The organism is Nocardia spumae (genome assembly GCF_020733635.1).
Taxonomy (GTDB): Bacteria; Actinomycetota; Actinomycetes; order Mycobacteriales; family Mycobacteriaceae; genus Nocardia; species Nocardia spumae.
This window is the reverse complement of sequence record NZ_JAJFZL010000001.1, coordinates 687167-704558: the sequence shown is the minus strand read 5'-3', so window position 1 is coordinate 704558 and position 17392 is coordinate 687167. Positions and strand designations below refer to the sequence as shown.

Genomic DNA, 17392 nt, shown 5'->3' with positions numbered 1-17392 from the left:
CGGTTCTCCTATCGGCACTCTCGGTCGACGGCCGCCAGCGCGCTGATCCCGGCGAGGATGACCCGCAGCCCGTGGTCGAACTCGGCATTCGGTTCCGCGGCGAACAGGCTGGTCACCAGGTGCGCCGTGCGTGGAAAGCGATCGGCGTCGACCGACTGCTCGATGTGCGCGTAGGGATTGTCGTCCCCGTAATCCGCGCCCGAGCGCGCTTGCTCCTCGATGACGAAGCCCGTGGTGTAGTGCAGCACGATCGGGAAGACCCGACCGGCGTCGACCGGCGCGAAACCCGCGTCCTCCACTGTGCGCAGCGTCAATTCCATTGTTCGCCACATCGATTCATCGCTGACATAGGTTCCCGCCAGCAATCGCCCACCGTCGCGGTGACGCAGCATGGCGCCCCGGAGCCGCCCGGCCAGCTCGGCGATCCAGTCCTGCCAGGTGACACCACGGCGTGGCGCCTCCACCCCGGAGACGGCCTCGACGAAGACAGCGCGCGCCATCACATCCAGCAGTTCCCGCTTGTTCTTCACATGCCAATACAGCGCGGGCGCCTGCACATTCAGCGCCCCGGCCACCTTACGCATGGTCAGGCCGTCGAGACCTACCTCGTCGAGCAGCCCCAACGCCGCCTCGCCGATGACCACGGCATCGAGTTTCATCGCACCTCCTCGCGGAACACTTGACAGCTTAACAATGTTCTGTTGTCCTTAACAGCGTTAAAGGATTTAACAACGTTAAGGAGTGGGCCATGCAGACGACCGAGGTGGTAATCGCAGGTGGCGGGCCGACCGGCCTGATGCTCGCGATCGAACTGCGCCTGGCGGGGATCGAGGTGGAGGTGCTCGACGCACTTCCGGCCCGCACCGGCGAATCCCGCGCCGGCGGCATCCACGCCCGCTCCATGGAGCTGCTCGACCAGCGCGGCCTGCTCGACGACCTGCTCGCCCGGGGCCGCCGCATCCAGGCGGGCCATTTCGGCGGGCTTGCGCTGAACTTCGCCGATTTCGAGACCCGCTACCCCTTCACCCTCGCGGTGCTGCAATCCACCATCGAACGCGAATTGGACGCCGCCGCCACGGCTTCCGGCGCCCCGGTCCGATGGGACTCCCCGGTCACCGGATTCCGGGCCGACGAGGAGGGGGTGCTGGTCGAGGTCGGCGGCGCCCGGCCCCGGCGGATCCGCGCCCGCTATCTGGCGGGTTGCGATGGCGGGCGCAGCGCGGTCCGCAAACTCGCGGGCATCGGCTTCGACGGCACGGATGCCACGGTGACCGGCATGCTCGCCGACGTCGAACTCGCCGAACCGCCCGCGGAACCGTTCTTCGGCACCCGCGGCAGCGTGGGCGACTTCTCGGTGATCCAATTCGAGCCCGGGTGGTACCGGCTGATGGCGCAGTGCCACGACCGGGTGCTTCCGCGCGGGTCGGAGCTGACCTACGAGCAGTTCCGCACCGCGTTCACCGAACTGGCGGGCACCGATTTCGGGATGCACAGTCCACGCTGGGTCACCCATTACAGTGATTCCGCCCGTCAGGCCGACCGCTATCGCGTCGGCCGGGTCTTCCTCGCCGGCGACGCCGCCCATATCCACTATCCGGCCGGGGGGCAGGGACAGAACCTGGGACTACAGGACGCGGCCAATCTCGGCTGGAAGCTCGCGGCGGTGTTGCGGGGCGACGCCTCCGAGGCGCTGCTGGACACCTACGAGTCCGAGCGGCATCCGATCGCGGCGCGGGTACTGCGAAACACCCGGGCGCAGACCGCGCTCTCACGGCCCGGCGTACACATGGACGCGTTGCGCGACACCATGTCCGAGTTGATCGGCATGGATGCGGTACGACACCGGCTCGGGCTCATGATCACCGCCCTCGACATTCGATACGACTGCGCCGGCGATCACCCACTGACCGGCCGGCGCGTGCCCGATGCCGATCTCGTCACGGCCGCGGGGCCCACCCGATTGTACGAACTGCTCCGGTCCGGACGGCCGATCCTGTTGTCACGCACCGAGACCGAAACCCCCGACATCCGCGGCTGGAAGGACCGGGTGGACCTGGTGACCGCCGACGATCGGGTCGATACCTGGACCGTTCCCGGCCTGGGCAGCGTTGCCGCGCCCACCTCTGCGCTGATCCGGCCCGACGGCTATATCGCCTGGGCGGCAGCGGATTCCACCACACAGGGACTGGCCACAGCGCTCACCACCTGGGTCGGCGCGGCCCGCTGAGCGGCTACTTGCGGGGCCGCCAGCGCGCGGTGAACTCATCGGGTTCCGGTGGGGGGCCGGGGAGTTCGCCGGAGGCCCGCAATCCGTCGAGCAGCAGGGCGAGCACGCGGCGGCGCAACTGGGCGGTGCGTTCGGGATCGGGCAGCGTGATCGCGGCACATGCTTCCAGGATCAAACTGATATCCGCGATCGTGACACCGTCCCGCACGGTGCCGGAAGCGCGTGCCCGGCGCAGTATTTCATGGTTCAGTTCGCCCGAGCGCCGCACCTCGGGGGCGAAGGAATCATCCGGGGTGAAGGTGCCGGCCAGGCGGACCGTCAGCGAGTGCACATCGGCATCGACCACCCGGCGCAGGAATTCGACCAGCACCTGTGCGTCGTCATCGGTCCGCAGCGCCGCCTCGGCCTCCGCGTTGTAACGGCACAGCCCCTGATAGCAGAGGGTGCGCAGCAGCACTTCCTTACTCGCATAGCGCCGGTACAGGGCACTGATCCCGACTCCCGCCCGCTCCGCGACGGCCGCGATCGGCGCGGTCGCGTCGGCGAGGAAGACAGCGCGGGCGGCGTCGAGGATGATCCCGTCGTTGCGCGCGGCCTGCGCCTTACGGCCGGGAAGTGGCTTGTGAGCTGGGGCATCGGGCGAGTTCGACATAGACACAGAGTAGCACTTGAAACGGAATGATCCGTTCTGTTAGGGTCTAAACAGAACAAATCATTCCGTTCCAGTCAGGAGTTCGACGATGACCATCCACCCCTTCCGCATCGACATCCCCCAGGCCCGGCTGGACGATCTGGCCGACCGGTTGCGCCGGGCGTTGTGGCCGAACGAACTCCCCGGCGTCGGCGACTCCTACGGCGTGCCGGGCGATCGGGTGCGCCGCCTGGCCGAGTACTGGCTGAACGAATTCGATTGGCGCGCCACCGAGGCACGTCTGAACGCGTACCCCCAGTTCCGCATCGAACTCGACGGCGAGGAGATCCACTTCATTCATGTGCGGTCCTCGCGCGCCGATGCGGTGCCGGTGATCCTCACCCACGGCTGGCCCGGATCGGTCCTGGAGTACCTGGATGTGATCGAGGCGCTGACCGAACCGGAATCCCCCGAGGATCCGGCGTTCCACGTGGTCCTGCCGTCACTGCCGGGATTCGGCTTCTCCGGGCCGACCCGCAGCACCGGCTGGGGCACCCAGCGCACCGCGCGCGCCTGGGTGGAGTTGATGGACCGGCTGGGTTACGAGCGCTTCGGCGCGATCGGCAACGACGGCGGTTCCATGGTCTCGCCGGAGATCGGCCGGCTGGCCGGGGACCGGATCGTGGGCGTCCATGTGACGCAACTGTTCTCGTTCCCGTCCGGAGCAGCGGGCGAATTCGACGATCTGTCCGAGGACGATCAGGCGGCGCTCGCCCATCTGCAATGGTTCCACGACAACAAGATGGCCTTCAACCTGCTGTGCAGTCAGCAGCCCCAGACCCTGGCCTACGCGCTCACCGATTCGCCACTGGGCCTGCTGGGCTGGAATGCGCAGCTGTTCGGCGAGAGCCTGGACCCGGAATTCGTGATCGCGAATATCGCTCTGTACTGGCTCACCGGGACGGCGGGGTCCTCGATCCGCTTCTACTACGAGAACGCGCACGCCACCGAACACCCCTCCGAGCCGACCACCGCCCCGACCGCACTGGCCATGTTCGCCGGGGACTTCCAGTCGATTCGGCGCTTCGCCGAACGCGACCACAAGAACATCGTCAGCTGGAACTCCTATGACGCGCGGGCGGTGTCCGGAGGCCCCAACGACGCGGCCGGTCATTACGCCGCCCACGAGGCGCCGACGGTGTTGATCGGCGACATCCGGCGGTTCTTCTCCCGGCCGGCGTGAGACCCGCGCGGCTGAGCAGTCCGGCCGGACTGCTCAGCCGGGGCGCTACCGGCGCTTCTTCCCCTCGAAGGTGACCTCGACATCCGATTGCGCGACGCCCTTGGCCTTCTTCGCCGCTCGCTTCTCCTTCAGCGATTTGCCGGACTTCTTGGACATGGTGCTGCGCGGAGATTTGTCGGACATGGGGGTCCTTTGTTCGCAGGACCTGAGTGATCCTGTTGCCTCGACCGTACGCGCTCGATCGCCCGCCTCGGCGAAAGTGCGATGCCCACCGGCGCGGCAGTGACCGCCCGGTGACCGGCGCCGGGCGCGTCGTAGGGTCTGACTCGTGAAACTGCTGCCGTTGCCGGATGAGGGTGCCACCCCGATCCGGGTGCTGACGATCGCCGGGACGGACTCCGGAGGTGGAGCGGGAATCCAGGCCGATTCACGGACCATGGCACTGCTGGGCGTGCACGCCTGTGTGGCCGTCGCCGCGGTGACCGTGCAGAACTCGGTCGGCGTCAGCGGCTTTCACGAGATTCCGCCCCGGACCGTCGCCGACCAGGTGCGGGTGGTGACCGGCGATATCGGGGTCGCGGCGGCCAAGACCGGCATGCTGGCCTCGACCGCGATCATCGAAGCCGTGGCCGAGGTCTGTGGCGAGGTGGGGATCGGCCGCGACGACGCGGTACCGCTGGTGGTCGACCCGGTGGCGGCCTCGATGCACGGGGATCCGCTACTGCACGCCGAGGCCCTGGACGCGCTGCGCTCGGTACTCATCCCCCGCGCCACCCTGGTGACGCCCAACCTGGACGAGGTGCGGCTGCTCACCGGTGTGGTCGTGACCGACGATCGCACCGCACGCAAGGCCGCCGAGGCACTGATCGCCCTGGGCCCGCGGTGGGCGATCGTCAAGGGCGGACATCTGCGCTCCTCCGAGTTCAGCACCGATCTGCTCTACGACGGCGACCGCTTCCACGAGTTGACCGCGCCGCGCATCACCACCGGCAACGACCACGGTGGCGGCGACACCCTGGCAGCCGCGGCCGCCTGCGCGCTGGCCCACGGCTACGGCGTGCCCGAGGCGGTGGCCTTCGCCAAGGAGTGGACCACTCGATGCCTGAAAGCGGCCTACGATCTCGGCGCCGGGCACGGGCCGGTCTCCCCGTTGTGGCGGCTACGCGGGAACTGACACCGCACCACACATCTCGCCGCCCCAGCAACTTTCCGGCTTACCGCATGGTCGTGAAAGCCGTTGGGGCGCAGTACTATATACAGCGCGGGCCACAACTCGAAGCCGGGACGAGGAGTCGACCATGCTGATCATCAACGCCGAGAACACCGATCCCAGCACCGAGCGGAAGGCGCTCGGATTTCTGCGGGACTACAGTTCCAATCCCGGAATCGCCCTCTCCGGCCTCCGCATTCCCGATCGACACCGCCGCGGCGGCACCGAGGCCGATATCGTCGTCCTCACTCCCTTCGCGGCGGCGGTCATCGAGGTGGAGGACATCCTCGAACCGATCGGCGGCACGCTGTCGTGCCCGGTCGACGGCCGGTGGTCGATGCCCGGCAGCGCCGGCGATCCGATCCGGTTGCGCGGCAACGACATCAATCCACTGCGTCATGTGGCCGAGGCGAGGTCGGACCTGCAGCATCTGGCCTCCGAGATCGAGCCCGGCCGCGACCTGTTCGTCGACGCCCTCGTGCTCGTCGCCCCGCACCCCGGTACCACCGTCTCACTGGACAAGGGCCGGATGCCGGCGGGCCGTGACGTCCTGCTGGGCTCCGACGCCTCGCAATTGTGGAAATGGCTCAACCGCAAGGCGTTCCGAGCCCGGACCGACCCGTGGACCGCGGAGCTCGTCATCGATGTGCTGGCGGAAATCGGATTCCACCAGGCCTGCGATCCGGAGGAAGCGGCCACCCTGCGCGCGGCCCTGCTGCGCGAGGGGTTTCCGGCCGAAGCACCGGCGACGTCCGCCGAGCCGGCGCCCGACGTCCCCGTCACCGAGCCGGCGCCCGAGCTTCTCGTGGGCGTGAAAGCCGACGCCCCCGCTCCCCCCGAGCCCAGCGCCGCATCCGCCGGCGATGTCTGCGCACCGGCGAAGCCCGATACCGCCCATGCCTCCGCCCGGTCGGCGGCCGCGGCGCCACCCGACACCGAGCCGTTCGGCCGCCCACTGACCGAACCACCGGTTTCGGTGAGTCCGCCGCCACGCGACATCCCGCAACCACTGCCGCCGCGCTACCCCGCGGCCGCCGGGCCCCGGCCGCCGGCCGACTCCACGCGCCGATTCCCCGAACCGGAGTCCGACGACGAGCCGGCGCCCAAGCCGTTCCGCCGGCCGCCTCGGCACCGGGTCGAGGCCGTCGTGGTGATCGGCGCCCTGGCGGCCGTTCTCATCGGTTTCGTCTGGTATTTCACCGCCGATGGTTCCCGGCCGCACAGCGACGCCGGTAACCGTCCGACCCCCACCTCGACCGCGGGCGCCCCGCCGCCGGCACCGGTGATACCGCCCGCACCCGCCGCCCCGGCCGCGGCCGAAGTGCCCGCACCCCAACCGGACTCGGGGTTGTTCCCGCAGGATGCCAGGGCCTGCTACCCCTTTCAGGCCGGCTGCTGACCGCCGGCGCGCGAGCGGCGACATTGTCGGACCCCGTCGGCATACTGCCCGCATGAGCGAATCCGACGCGACGACTCGGCGCGATATCACCTCCTACGACGATCCGGACGCACCGTGGAATCAGGCCTTCTCCGAAGGGGATATCAAGGACTGGAACCGTCCGGTGATCGAGGAGTTCCGGGCCAACGGCGGCAAGGTCGGCGGTTCCTACGAGGACGCCACCCTGCTGCTGCTCACCACGACGGGGGCGCGCAGCGGTAAACAGCACGTCGTCCCGCTGGGGGTGCTCTATCGCGGCGACACCCCGTATCTGAGCTCGTTCGTCGAGGGGAAGTATCCGGCCTGGTACCACAACATCAAGGCGAATCCACAGGTCGAGGTGGAATTGGGCACCCGTACCCTGCGGGCCCGGGGCCGCGTGCTCGAGGGAGCCGAATACGACGAATTCGCCGCCTGGGTGCTGGCGAACAATCCACTGCTGGCCGATTTCCAATCCACGTCGCCGCGGCCGGTGCCACTGGTGGTGCTGGAGTTCGGCGAACCGGAGTCCTGAAGCTCCCAGGAAGCTCCCAGCTCGGGCACATCGGTGCCCAAGCTGGGTGGCCGAAATTGGGAGCATGTCCGACACAGCGACGGCAGTCCAGGCGGCGACCACGCCCGACTCGACAGACACACCGGTGCTCGAGATCGTCATTCCGGTGTACAACGAGGAACGCGATCTCGCCGGCTGTGTGCGCCGCCTGTACGCGTTCCTGCGAAGCGGCCTCCCGTTCTCGGCGCGAATCACCGTGGCCGACAACGCATCGACCGACTCCACCCTCGCCGTGGCGCACGAGCTCGCCGAGGAACTGCCCGAGGTCGAGGTCGTCCACCTCGACCGCAAGGGCCGGGGCCGGGCGCTGCGTGCGGTCTGGGAGGCCTCCGACGCGGAGGTCGTCGCGTATATGGACGTCGACCTCTCCACGGATCTCAACGCCCTGCTGCCGCTGGTGGCGCCGCTGGTCTCGGGGCATTCCGATCTCGCGATCGGCACCCGGCTGGCCAAATCCTCCCGGGTGGTGCGCGGGCCGAAGCGGGAGATCATCTCCCGCTGCTACAACCTGATCCTGCGAGCCTCACTGCAGGCCCGGTTCTCCGACGCCCAGTGCGGATTCAAGGCCATGCGCACCGACGTGGCGCGCCGGGTACTGCCACTGGTCGAGGACGGCGAATGGTTCTTCGACACCGAACTGCTGGTGATCGCCGAACGCGCCGGTCTGCGCATCCACGAGGTGCCCGTCGACTGGATCGACGACCCCGACAGCCGCGTCGACATCATCGACACCGCGCGTAAGGATCTGCTCGGTGTGTGGCGGGTCGGTCGCGGGCTGGCCACCGGCACCCTGCCGATCAACGAACTGCGGGCGGCCATCGGCCGGGAACCCCTCGTGGACGGTGTTCCGCTGGGCATGGTCGGCCAGCTGGTGCGGTTCGGCATCATCGGCGTGCTGTCCACTCTGGCCTACATGCTGCTGTACGTGCTGCTGCAGTCGGTACTCGGCGCGCAGCCCGCCAATTTCGCCGCGCTGCTCCTCACCGCGATCGCGAACACCGCGGCCAACCGTGCCTTCACCTTCGGTGTCCGCGGCTCGGGCAACGCGGTTTCGCACCACTTCCAGGGTTTGCTGATCTTCACCTTCGCCTGGCTGCTGACCAGCGGCTCGCTGTTCGCCCTCCATCGCTGGGCGCCGGAGGCCTCGGTGCACGTCGAACTGTTCGTCCTGGTGGTCGCGAACCTGGTGGCGACGCTGACCCGCTTCGTCGGGCTGCGCTGGGTTTTTCGCAACGCGGTCACCGGCACCCCTGTCACCGATCTCACGGCGGCACCGACGGCCCCCCGGTGACCACCACCCTGATCCGGCCGGTGTCGCCGGCCGGATCGGCGCCCGCCCCGGATCGGCGCCGCTGGGAAGGCCGGGCGCTGGCCGCTCTGCTACTCACCACCACCATCGCCTACCTGTGCGACCTGGGCGCGAACGGGTGGGCGAATTCGGGGTATTCGGCTGCGGCGCAGGCCGGTTCGGTGTCGGGGAAAGCATTCTTGTTCGGCTCCGCGGATGCCTCGAACGGGACCACCGTCGGCGGTCCTCCGGCAGCGCTCTGGCCGATGGATCTGACGGTACGGGCGTTCGGCCTGTCCAGTTGGACGCTGCTCGTCCCGCAGGCCCTGATGGGTGTCGGCGCGGTCGCGCTGCTGTGGGCAACGGTCCGACGGCCCTTCGGCCCGGTCGCGGGACTGCTCGCCGGTACCGCACTGGCCCTCACACCCGTCGCGGCGCTGATGTTCCGGTTCAACGATCCGGACGCGCTGCTGGTACTGCTGATGGTCGCGGCCTGCTGGGCGATGACCCGTGCGGTGGCCGACGGCCGCCCGCGCCGGCTGCTGTGGTGCGGAATCCTCACCGGATTCGGCTTTCTGGCCGGGCAGTGGCAAGTGCTGCTCGTGGCGCCCGCCCTGGCGCTCACCTATCTCGTCGCCGGCCCGCCCCGGGCGCTCGCGCGCATCGGGCAGCTGTGCGCCGCCGCGTGGGCCATGGCCGGGATCGCGGGCTCGTGGATTCTGCTCACCGACCTGTGGCCGGTCGACTCCCGACCGAATTTCGTCCGTCCCCCGCACAATTCGCTCCTGGCGACCGGCGTCACCCGGTGGTTCGACGCGGACCGGGGCACATCGATCGCCTGGCTGCTGCCCGCCGCGCTGATCCTGCTGATCGCCGGACTCGTGCTGCGCGGCAGCGCTTCTCGCACCGACGGCCGACGTGCCGCCCTGATCATGTGGGGTGGCTGGCTGCTCACCGCGGCGCTGTTCAGCTGCGCACCGGACAATGTCCACCAGTACTCCCCGCTCGTGCTCGCACCGCCGGTCGCCGCGCTCACCGGCGCCGGGGCGACGATGCTGTGGCGCGCATCCGGGCGTCGCTGGGTTCGCCCGGTGGCCGCCACGGCCATGGTCGCCACGACGGTGACCGCGTGGATGCTGTTGTCCCGCAGCGCGGATGCTGTCGCGTGGTTGCGCTGGGCGGTACTGGCCGGCGGCATCGCGGCGTCGATCGCGCTGCTGATTCCGCGGTCGCGCCGATGCGCGCTGGCGGCCGCGATCGCCGCGGGTGTCATCGGGTCGGCGGGCCCGCTCGCCTGCACCGCCGACACCCTGGCCTTTCCGCACCGCCCGGACGGTGCCGTGGCGTCGGCGAACACACCGGGTGAGAGTGTGATCGCCCTGCTGGATCGTGACGGTATCGCCTACCGATGGGCCGCGGCGACCGCCGGCTCCGATCGCGCGGCGAGCTATCAGCTGGCCACTCAGCTGCCGATATTGGCGATCGGAGGATTCGACGGCGGTGCTCGCGCACCGGCCCCGGACCAGTTCCGCGACCACGTCGCGAACGGCGATATCCACTACTTCATCGGCGGTGGGAACGACGATTCGCGCTCGGGGCCCGCGGAGTCGCCTGCGGCGCGGATCACTTCGTGGGTGGCACAGCATTTCCCGCGTCAGGACATCGACGGAGTGGCCGTGTACGACCTGACGGTGCCGTATTGAGATCGGATCCCGGCGAAATACGAATGCCCGCCCTGATCAGGGCGGGCATTCGTGATCTTGTAGCCCCGACGGGATTTGAACCCGCGCTACCGCCTTGAGAGGGCGGCGTCCTAGGCCGCTAGACGACGGGGCCAGGAACTTCGCGCTCCAGGAATCCGGAGTCCAGCCAGGATATCGGGCGAACCCGGGCTCACCAAATCCGCAAGTGGATCGCCTCGATCAACCCCTTGCTCAACCTCTTGCCTAAACATACGGCCGTACGTATGTTTGTGATATCGGGCCGCATCACGCCCCGACGGCTACCGAAGGACACCACCATGGACGGCCACCGCATGTTCGAACTCGCGCAGGCCCTCGCGATCGCGAAGAGCGGGCAGGACCTCCCCGCCGCACTGGCCCTGCTTCATCCGCGGATGACGCTCACGACCCCGGCGTTCGGGACCACCGCCCGCGGTCCGGCGGAGAACGAACGCGCTCTGACCCGATTCTTCGCATCCTTTCCCGACTATCACGTCGAACTGGCCGGCCACGCCGACGACGGACGGACCCTCGCCTGCTGGGGTACGGCTCGAATGACCATGACCGGCACTCGTTTCGGGGTGTCGCCCAACGGCCGGCGGGCCGAGCTGCCGATCTTCATCACGTTCACCTTCGCCGACGATCTGATCGAGAGCGAGCGGTTCTGCTTCGATCTGTCGGATCTGTGCGCGCAATCCGGCGTCTCCACCGACGCGGTGCGGCACACCCTGTTCGGCGAACCGAGCATCCCGGGAGGCCGTCGATGACCCTCGACGCCCGCGTTCGAACCGTCGAACCACTGCGCACCACAACGCTTTTCGATATCGTCGTCGATCTGCGCCCGCGGGTGGAATTCGGCGTCGACGGCCCGGTCGGCCGACGCGTACTCTACGGCGCGGCAGGCGGTTCGTTCCGCGGTCCGCGGCTCGGTGGCGAGGTCCTGGCCCAGGGCGGCGACTGGGCACTGTTCCGTACCGACGGCACCATGATGCTCGACGTCCGGCTGGCTCTGCGCACCGAGGACGAGGCCCTGATCCATATGAGCTACGGCGGTCGCTGGGCGATCCCGCCGCAGGTCCGGGACGATATGGCCACGCCCGCCGGCCGACTCCGCGTCGACCCGGCCGACTACTACTTCCGCATCAACCCGGTGTTCGAAACCGGATCCGAGCGGTACCGATGGCTCAACGATGTGGTCGCCGTCGGCACCGGATACCTCGTCGAGGGCGGCGTGGCCTATCACGTCGAGCAGATCCTGTGACCACCGGCGCGGAGGCCGCCCACCGCGGCCGTGAACGCGGAAATCGTTCGCGCCGCCTGATCACCCGTCACGCCGTCGACATCGCCTCCCTCGACGGCCTCGGCGGGCTCAGTTTCGGACGGCTCGCCGAGGACCTCGAGCTCAGCAAGGCGGGAATCCAGACGCTCTTCCGCACCAAGGAACGACTGCAACTGGCGACAATAGACACCGCGGGCGAGCTTTTCGCCGACGCGGTGATCGCGCCGTCGCGGGAGGCGTCCGAGGGCGCGCCCCGGCTCCATGCCCTCGTCGAGCACTGGATCGACTACGCCGCGCGGCCACTGTTCGCGGGCGGCTGTTTCTGGGGTGCCAATCTGCCCGACTTCGACAGTCACCCGGGTCCCGTCCGCGACGCGCTGGTGCTCGGGCATCGAGCGTGGCTGGGCGCCCTCACCCGTCAGCTCGAACTCGCCGCCGCCCAGAACGCGTGCTCCGCGACCGATATCGAATCGGCGACCTTCCAGATCGACGCTGTCCTGATGGCGGCCAATACCGCACTGCGCCTGGGCGATACCTCCGGCATCGCGAAGGTGCGCCGCATCGTCGGCACCCTGGTCCCGCCGCCGGTGGCGGAATCGCCGAGCGAATAGCTCGCCGAACTCGATGCCGGACCGGCATTTTCAGCGCGGTGTGCCGTCCCAGCGCCAGCCGGAGCGCCGCGGGGGACCGGGCAACTCCGTACGGCCGGTCGCCCACAGCAGCGTGGGCCAGGGCGGAGCCGGTCGGCGCATCCGGGAACAACCGGGCCAGGACGCGTGTGGGGCGGTGCGCGGCGCGGTCACGGCGAGGCGAACCGCGCACTGCGGATCGTCCGCCGTGACCGGGGGTCGTGCGGTTCGGGTCAGAAGGGCCGACCCTGAATCAGTCCGAAGATGCCCGCGATGAAGAACAGCGGGATGAACAGTGCGGTGGCAACGGGATCGCCGTTCAGATACCCCTGCCGGATACCTTCCAGCGCTGCCGCAGAACCCGAATCCATGATCGGTCCCCTCGAGTCGATGATCTGGGTGAGATTTGCCCGATTACGGTAGCGCAGCGCGCAGACGTTCCCAGGACTGGCTCGCAGGTCAGTGCGGGGTGTGCAAGGCCATGTGCAGGGTCGCCGCCCACTGCTGCACGATCTGTTTGCGGCGCACCGAGTCGTCGGTCAGCACATCGGCCAGGCCCAGACCACGCGCCATGTCGAGGGTGGCCTGCACCAGATGGTGGGCCACCGGATCGGAATCGTCGACACCCAGCGCCTCGACCGCCAGTCGGTGCGAGACCCGGCCGAAGCGGGCTTCCAGCGGGACGATTCGTTCACGCAGCACCGGGTCGGCGGCAGCATGGGTCCACACCTGGAGTGCGGCCTTGAACAAGGTGGTCGTGTACGACTCGACCAGCTGCGCCACCACCGCCTCGGTGCGCGCGAGGTCGTGGGCACCGACATGGTCGGGCGCCGACGTCAGCGCGGCCGCCTCGGCCTTCGACTGCGCCATCCGGGTGTCGAACATGTACTCGAGGGCCGCGGTGATCAGGTCCTCGCGGGTCGGGAAATGATGTTGTGCCGCACCGCGTGACACCCCGGCACGTTCGGCGACGACCGCGACGGTGGCGGCCGCCCAGCCCATGTCGGCCAGGCAGTCGATGGTGGCCTCGAGCAGCCGCTGCCGGGTGGCCCGGCTGCGGTCCTGTTTCGGTTCGTGCGATGCGGTCATGATGGCCTCATTCTGCCCAGCTCGGCGGACGGCGCTGGAAGAAGGCCGTCATACCCTCGATGACCTCGGGCGTTCCGAAATAGCTCGCGGAGCGTTGAGCCAGCTCATCGGCACTGCGATCGAATTCGGCGAGCAGGCCGGCGTTCACCAGCCGCTTACTCTCGGCCAGACCCTGCGGGGAACTCTTACGCAGTTCCCCGCACAGCCGAGCGACCTCGGCGGCCGGATCCGCGGCGGCGACGGTGATCAATCCGATCCGCTCGGCTTCGGCAGGGTCGAAGGTCTCCCCGGTCTGGTAGTACCGGGCGGCCGCACGCGAGGTCAACCGCGGGAGCAGGGTGAGCGAGATCATGAACGGCGCCAGGCCCAGTCGCGCCTCGGTCAGCGCGAAGCTGCTCGCCGGCCCGGCGACGACGATGTCGCAGGCGCCGACGATCCCCATACCGCCGGCCCGCACATTGCCGTCGATCTGCGCGATCACAGGTTTGGGCAGTTCGACGATGCCGCGCAATACCTCGATCATCCAGCGGGTGCGGATATCGGCGGCCGCGGCGGGATCGGCGTCGAGCGCTTCCTTCAGATCCGCACCGGCGCAGAAGGTGTTGCCGGTATGGGTGAGGATCACACCGCGCGCCCGGTCATCGGCCCCGGCCCGGCGCAGCCCGTCGAGCAACTCCCGGACCAGCGTCGAGGACAGCGCATTCCGGTTGTGCGGAGAATCCAGGGTGAGCACCGCCATTCCGTCGCGCAGTTCGTAGCGCACGAAAGGCGTTTCGGCACCGTTGGTTTCACTCACTTGCGTTCTCCTTACACCGGATGGACAGGCGGCCGGACCGGTATCCGGTCCGGCCGAGCGGGCATCAGTACGACTTCGGCAGGCCCAGCGAATGCTGGGCGACGAAGTTGAGCACCATTTCGCGGCTGACCGGCGCCACCCGGCCGATGCGGGCCGCGCCGAGCATGGCCGCGAGGCCCACATCCGAGGTGAGCCCGGATCCGCCGTGGGTCTGGATCGCCTGATCCAGCGCCTTGATACTCGCCTCGGCCGCGGCGTATTTCGCCATGTTCGCCGCTTCCGCGGCACCGAAGTCGTCGCCGGAGTCGTAGAGCACCGCGGCCTTCTGCATCATCAGCTTGGCGAGTTCGACCTCGATCTTCACCTGCGCCAGCGGATGCGAAATGCCCTGATGCGCACCGATCGGGGTCTTCCACACCTGCCGCTCCCGGGCGTACTCCACCGCGCGGTCGATGGCATAGCGGCCCATCCCCGTCGCCATCGCCGCACCCAGGATCCGCTCGGGGTTCAGCCCGGCGAACAGCTGCGCGATCGCCGCGTCCTCCTCACCGACCAGTGCCGTGGCGGGCAGCCGGACATCGTCGAGGAACAGCGTGAACTGGTTGTCCGGCTCGATGATGTCCATCTCCTGGCGGTTCTTCTGGAAGCCGGGAGTGTCGGTGGGGACGATGAACAGGGCCGGCTTCAGCTTGCCGGTCTTGGAATCCTCGGTGCGCGAGACGATCAGCACCGCCTCGGCCTGATCGACGCCGGAGATGAAGATCTTGCGGCCGTTGAGTATCCAGTCGCCGCCGTCCCGGCGCGCGGTGGTGGTGATGTTGTGCGAGTTGGAACCGGCGTCGGGCTCGGTGATGCCGAAGACCATCTTCGACGAACCGTCGGCCAGCCGGGTCAGCCAGTACTGCTTCTGTTCCTCGGTGCCGTACTTGGTGATGATGGTGCCGCAGATCGCGGGCGAGACCACCATCAGCAGCAGGCCCGCGCCCTGCGCCGACAGTTCCTCCATGACCAGCGCCAGCTCGTAGATGCCGGCACCGCCGCCGCCGTACTCCTCCGGCAGATTCACGCCGAGGAAGCCGAGTTTGCCCGCCTCGTTCCACAATTCGTCGAGCGGTTCGTTGGCACGGGCCTTGGCCACGACGTAGTCGCGGTAGTTGTACTTCGCGGCGAGCGCGGCCACCGCGGCGCGCAGTGCCTTCTGCTCGTCGGTCTCGATGAAACTCATGATCTACTCCTGGTGTCGGAAGCTGTTGCGCTGCTCATTCGGCCGGGTCGGGGGCGTGGACGACGGCGAGGACGGCCCCGACCTCGACCTGCTGGCCGGCGGCCACATTCAATTCGGCGAGCACGCCGTCGGTGGGGGCCGCGATGGTGTGCTCCATCTTCATCGCCTCGAGCCACAGGATCGGCTGTCCCTTCACCACGGTGCTGCCGATCTCGGCGCCCAGCCGGATCACCGATCCGGGCATCGGCGCCAGCAGCGAGCCCTCGGCGACCTGGTCGGCGGGATCGGAGAAGCGCGGCAGTTTGCGCAGCGACACCGGTCCCAGCGGCGAATCCACGGCCACCAGATCGCCGTAGCGGCCGATCTCGAATCGCCGCCGCACCGCACCGCGCTCGCCCGGCACCGCAAGAACCACGACATCCGGTGTGGCCTCGATCAATTCGAGACCCTCGTGCCCGTCGACGCTCAGGCCCGCGCGGTTCAGCCGATAGCGCACCTCGTGGACGCCCGAGGTACGGCTCTCGTAGGACTTGCTCTGGGCCTGCGAAGGCAGGTTGCGCCAGCCACTGGGCAACCCGCCGCCGATTCGCGCCCGCGACCGGTTCGCCGCCGCGTCGGCCAGCGCCGCGGCGATGATGGACAACGCCTCGTCCGCCTCCGAAACCAGCGGTGCGGACAGGTTCTCCAGTCCATGGGTGGCGAAGAAGGCGGTATCGGTGTCCCCGGCCAGGAAAGCCGGATGTCGCAGCACGCGGACCAGCAGATCGCGGTTGGTGACCAGACCGTGGATGCGAGCCCGCCGCAGCGCGGTGGCCAGCAGATGCGCCGCCTCCTCGCGGGTATCGGCGTAGGAGATCACCTTGGCGAGCATCGGGTCGTAGAACACTCCGACCACCGAACCGTCGACGACACCGGAGTCCAGCCGCAGTCCGGGTTCGGTCAGCACCGTGAATTCGGCAGTGCCCGGCGCGAATTCGATGCGATGCACCGAACCGCTCTGCGGCTGCCAGTCCTGTGCCGGATCCTCGGCGTACAGACGCACCTCGATCGAATGTCCGCGCATCGGCGGCGGCGCCTCCGGCAGCCGGTAGCCCTGCGCCACCTGCAGTTGCAACCGGACCAGATCCAGTCCGGTGGTGCACTCGGTGACCGGATGTTCCACCTGCAGACGGGTATTCATCTCCAGGAAGAAGAAGTCGCCCTGCTCGTCGGCCAGGAATTCGACCGTGCCGGCGCCCTCGTAGCCGATGGCCTCCGAGGCCAGGCGTGCCGCTTCGAACAAACGCTCCCGCATGGACGAGATCCGCTCGACCAGTGGCGAGGGTGCCTCCTCGACCACCTTCTGATGCCGCCGCTGAATCGAGCATTCGCGCTCGCCCACCGCCCAGACCCGGCCGTGGGTATCGGCCATGACCTGGACCTCGATATGGCGGCCGGTTTCCAGATAGCGTTCGCAGAACACCGTCGGATCGCCGAATGCCGATTCGGCTTCGCGCCGGGCGGCCTCGATCTGGTCGTTCAGTTGCGAAAGTTCGCGCACGACCCGCATACCGCGACCGCCACCACCCGCGGAGGCCTTGATGAGCACCGGCAGCAGATCCGCGGTGACCTCGGCCGGATCGAGTTGCTTCAGTACCGGGACGCCGGCGGCATCCATCATCTTCTTCGACTCGACCTTCGAGCCCATCTGCTCGATCGCCGCGACCGGCGGGCCGATCCAGACGAGCCCGGCCTCCTGCACCGCCTTCGCGAATCCCGCGTTCTCGGAGAGGAATCCGTACCCGGGATGGACGGCATCCGCCCCGGCGGCGAGTGCGGCCTCGATGATCAGTTCGGCACGCAGATAGGTCTCGGCGGGACTGTTGCCGGGCAGTCGGATCGCGGCATCGGCTTCGGCCACATGCGGCGCCTGCGCGTCCGCGTCCGAATACACCGCGGTCGTGGCGATCCCCATGCGCCGGCAGGTCGCGAACACCCGCCGGGCGATCTCCCCGCGATTGGCGACCAGAACATTCGTGATGCGCCCACCCGGCACCCGAGCGTCATCCCGCACGGACTCATTT

At 68.7% G+C, this 17392-nt stretch carries 18 protein-coding genes and 1 tRNA gene; 10 read left to right on the top strand and 9 right to left on the bottom strand.

All coding sequences use genetic code 11. The features are described from left to right. Positions 1-8: 8 nt before the first annotated feature. Complete coding sequence (locus LKD76_RS02970; RefSeq protein WP_227979388.1) at positions 9-659, bottom strand: TetR/AcrR family transcriptional regulator C-terminal domain-containing protein; 651 nt, start codon at positions 657-659, stop codon at positions 9-11. A gap of 89 nt (positions 660-748) precedes the next feature. Here LKD76_RS02970 and LKD76_RS02965 point away from each other — a divergent pair, with 89 nt between their 5' ends. After that, positions 749-2227: an FAD-dependent monooxygenase gene (locus tag LKD76_RS02965; protein WP_227979387.1), complete on the top strand. Its 1479-nt coding sequence runs from the start codon at positions 749-751 to the stop codon at positions 2225-2227. Positions 2228-2231: 4 nt separating this feature from the next. On the opposite strand, the gene LKD76_RS02960 is transcribed toward LKD76_RS02965, so the two are convergent. Then, the gene (locus LKD76_RS02960) at positions 2232-2879 is read right to left on the bottom strand and encodes a TetR/AcrR family transcriptional regulator (RefSeq protein ID WP_227979386.1); all 648 of its coding nucleotides are present in this window, start codon (positions 2877-2879) and stop codon (positions 2232-2234) included. 88 nt (positions 2880-2967) lie between these two features. Between LKD76_RS02960 and LKD76_RS02955 the strand changes: the two genes are divergently transcribed. After that, positions 2968-4101 (top strand): epoxide hydrolase family protein, encoded by a 1134-nt coding sequence (locus LKD76_RS02955; protein WP_227979385.1) that lies wholly within the window; start codon positions 2968-2970, stop codon positions 4099-4101. A gap of 45 nt (positions 4102-4146) precedes the next feature. Here the strand turns inward: LKD76_RS02955 and LKD76_RS02950 are convergent, their stop codons facing one another. Further along, positions 4147-4284, bottom strand: coding sequence for a hypothetical protein (locus tag LKD76_RS02950; RefSeq protein WP_227979384.1), 138 nt, complete (start codon positions 4282-4284; stop codon positions 4147-4149). 145 nt (positions 4285-4429) lie between these two features. Here LKD76_RS02950 and thiD point away from each other — a divergent pair, with 145 nt between their 5' ends. The 5 genes from thiD to LKD76_RS02925 all read left to right on the top strand — a co-directional run bounded on the left by thiD (position 4430) and on the right by LKD76_RS02925 (position 10293). After that, a complete protein-coding gene (gene thiD, locus LKD76_RS02945) occupies positions 4430-5275 on the top strand; it encodes a bifunctional hydroxymethylpyrimidine kinase/phosphomethylpyrimidine kinase (protein WP_227979383.1) in 846 nt (281 codons plus the stop codon). A 124-nt stretch (positions 5276-5399) separates the two neighbouring features. Then, positions 5400-6710, top strand: a complete 1311-nt coding sequence (locus LKD76_RS02940) for a nuclease-related domain-containing protein (RefSeq protein ID WP_227979382.1) — start codon at positions 5400-5402, stop codon at positions 6708-6710. 52 nt (positions 6711-6762) lie between these two features. After that, complete coding sequence (locus tag LKD76_RS02935; protein ID WP_227979381.1) at positions 6763-7263, top strand: nitroreductase/quinone reductase family protein; 501 nt, start codon at positions 6763-6765, stop codon at positions 7261-7263. Positions 7264-7327: 64 nt separating this feature from the next. Then, on the top strand, positions 7328-8593 hold the full coding sequence (locus LKD76_RS02930) for a bifunctional glycosyltransferase family 2/GtrA family protein (protein ID WP_227979380.1): 1266 nt from the start codon (positions 7328-7330) through the stop codon (positions 8591-8593). Further along, the gene (locus LKD76_RS02925; protein ID WP_372465728.1) at positions 8590-10293 is read left to right on the top strand and encodes a glycosyltransferase family 39 protein; all 1704 of its coding nucleotides are present in this window, start codon (positions 8590-8592) and stop codon (positions 10291-10293) included. Before LKD76_RS02930 ends, LKD76_RS02925 begins: the two co-directional genes overlap by 4 nt. A gap of 60 nt (positions 10294-10353) precedes the next feature. Here the strand turns inward: LKD76_RS02925 and LKD76_RS02920 are convergent. Beyond that, positions 10354-10426 (bottom strand) — tRNA-Glu (locus LKD76_RS02920). A gap of 130 nt (positions 10427-10556) precedes the next feature. Between LKD76_RS02920 and LKD76_RS02915 the strand changes: the two genes are divergently transcribed. The 3 genes from LKD76_RS02915 to LKD76_RS02905 are packed head-to-tail and all read left to right on the top strand — an operon-like array spanning position 10557 to position 12201. Further along, positions 10557-11078 carry an ester cyclase gene (locus tag LKD76_RS02915; protein ID WP_227979379.1) on the top strand — a complete coding sequence of 174 codons (522 nt, stop codon included), beginning with the start codon at positions 10557-10559 and terminating at the stop codon, positions 11076-11078. Beyond that, positions 11075-11572, top strand: coding sequence for a DUF3237 domain-containing protein (locus LKD76_RS02910; protein ID WP_227979378.1), 498 nt, complete (start codon positions 11075-11077; stop codon positions 11570-11572). The genes LKD76_RS02915 and LKD76_RS02910 overlap by 4 nt, the downstream gene beginning before the upstream one ends. Beyond that, complete coding sequence (locus tag LKD76_RS02905) at positions 11569-12201, top strand: TetR/AcrR family transcriptional regulator (protein ID WP_227979377.1); 633 nt, start codon at positions 11569-11571, stop codon at positions 12199-12201. The genes LKD76_RS02910 and LKD76_RS02905 overlap by 4 nt, the downstream gene beginning before the upstream one ends. 251 nt (positions 12202-12452) lie before the next feature. Here the strand turns inward: LKD76_RS02905 and LKD76_RS02900 are convergent, their stop codons facing one another. The 5 genes from LKD76_RS02900 to LKD76_RS02880 all read right to left on the bottom strand — a co-directional run bounded on the left by LKD76_RS02900 (position 12453) and on the right by LKD76_RS02880 (position 17382). Next, positions 12453-12590: a hypothetical protein gene (locus LKD76_RS02900; protein ID WP_157104452.1), complete on the bottom strand. Its 138-nt coding sequence runs from the start codon at positions 12588-12590 to the stop codon at positions 12453-12455. Between the two features lie 88 nt (positions 12591-12678). Beyond that, the gene (locus LKD76_RS02895) at positions 12679-13308 is read right to left on the bottom strand and encodes a TetR family transcriptional regulator (protein WP_227979376.1); all 630 of its coding nucleotides are present in this window, start codon (positions 13306-13308) and stop codon (positions 12679-12681) included. 7 nt (positions 13309-13315) lie between these two features. Continuing rightward, positions 13316-14047 (bottom strand): enoyl-CoA hydratase family protein, encoded by a 732-nt coding sequence (locus LKD76_RS02890; RefSeq protein WP_372465969.1) that lies wholly within the window; start codon positions 14045-14047, stop codon positions 13316-13318. A 121-nt stretch (positions 14048-14168) separates the two neighbouring features. Further along, complete coding sequence (locus LKD76_RS02885) at positions 14169-15329, bottom strand: acyl-CoA dehydrogenase family protein (protein WP_227979374.1); 1161 nt, start codon at positions 15327-15329, stop codon at positions 14169-14171. Positions 15330-15363: 34 nt separating this feature from the next. Continuing rightward, positions 15364-17382 (bottom strand): acetyl/propionyl/methylcrotonyl-CoA carboxylase subunit alpha, encoded by a 2019-nt coding sequence (locus LKD76_RS02880; protein ID WP_227979373.1) that lies wholly within the window; start codon positions 17380-17382, stop codon positions 15364-15366. Between the last annotated feature and the right edge of the window lie 10 nt (positions 17383-17392).

Bases quoted from the DNA above. Each gene is read 5' to 3' on its own strand.
- LKD76_RS02955 (WP_227979385.1), top strand. From the start codon at position 2,968: ATGACCATCCACCCCTTCCGCATCGACATCCCCCAGGCCCGGCTGGAC.
- LKD76_RS02885 (WP_227979374.1), bottom strand. From the start codon at position 15,329: ATGAGTTTCATCGAGACCGACGAGCAGAAGGCACTGCGCGCCGCGGTG.
- LKD76_RS02910 (WP_227979378.1), top strand. From the start codon at position 11,075: ATGACCCTCGACGCCCGCGTTCGAACCGTCGAACCACTGCGCACCACA.
- LKD76_RS02895 (WP_227979376.1), bottom strand. From the start codon at position 13,308: ATGACCGCATCGCACGAACCGAAACAGGACCGCAGCCGGGCCACCCGG.
- LKD76_RS02930 (WP_227979380.1), top strand. From the start codon at position 7,328: ATGTCCGACACAGCGACGGCAGTCCAGGCGGCGACCACGCCCGACTCG.
- LKD76_RS02915 (WP_227979379.1), top strand. From the start codon at position 10,557: ATGTTTGTGATATCGGGCCGCATCACGCCCCGACGGCTACCGAAGGAC.
- LKD76_RS02890 (WP_372465969.1), bottom strand. From the start codon at position 14,047: ATGGCGGTGCTCACCCTGGATTCTCCGCACAACCGGAATGCGCTGTCC.
- LKD76_RS02960 (WP_227979386.1), bottom strand. From the start codon at position 2,879: ATGTCGAACTCGCCCGATGCCCCAGCTCACAAGCCACTTCCCGGCCGT.
- LKD76_RS02935 (WP_227979381.1), top strand. From the start codon at position 6,763: ATGAGCGAATCCGACGCGACGACTCGGCGCGATATCACCTCCTACGAC.
- LKD76_RS02900 (WP_157104452.1), bottom strand. From the start codon at position 12,590: ATGGATTCGGGTTCTGCGGCAGCGCTGGAAGGTATCCGGCAGGGGTAT.
- LKD76_RS02965 (WP_227979387.1), top strand. From the start codon at position 749: ATGCAGACGACCGAGGTGGTAATCGCAGGTGGCGGGCCGACCGGCCTG.
- LKD76_RS02940 (WP_227979382.1), top strand. From the start codon at position 5,400: ATGCTGATCATCAACGCCGAGAACACCGATCCCAGCACCGAGCGGAAG.
- LKD76_RS02970 (WP_227979388.1), bottom strand. From the start codon at position 659: ATGAAACTCGATGCCGTGGTCATCGGCGAGGCGGCGTTGGGGCTGCTC.
- LKD76_RS02950 (WP_227979384.1), bottom strand. From the start codon at position 4,284: ATGTCCGACAAATCTCCGCGCAGCACCATGTCCAAGAAGTCCGGCAAA.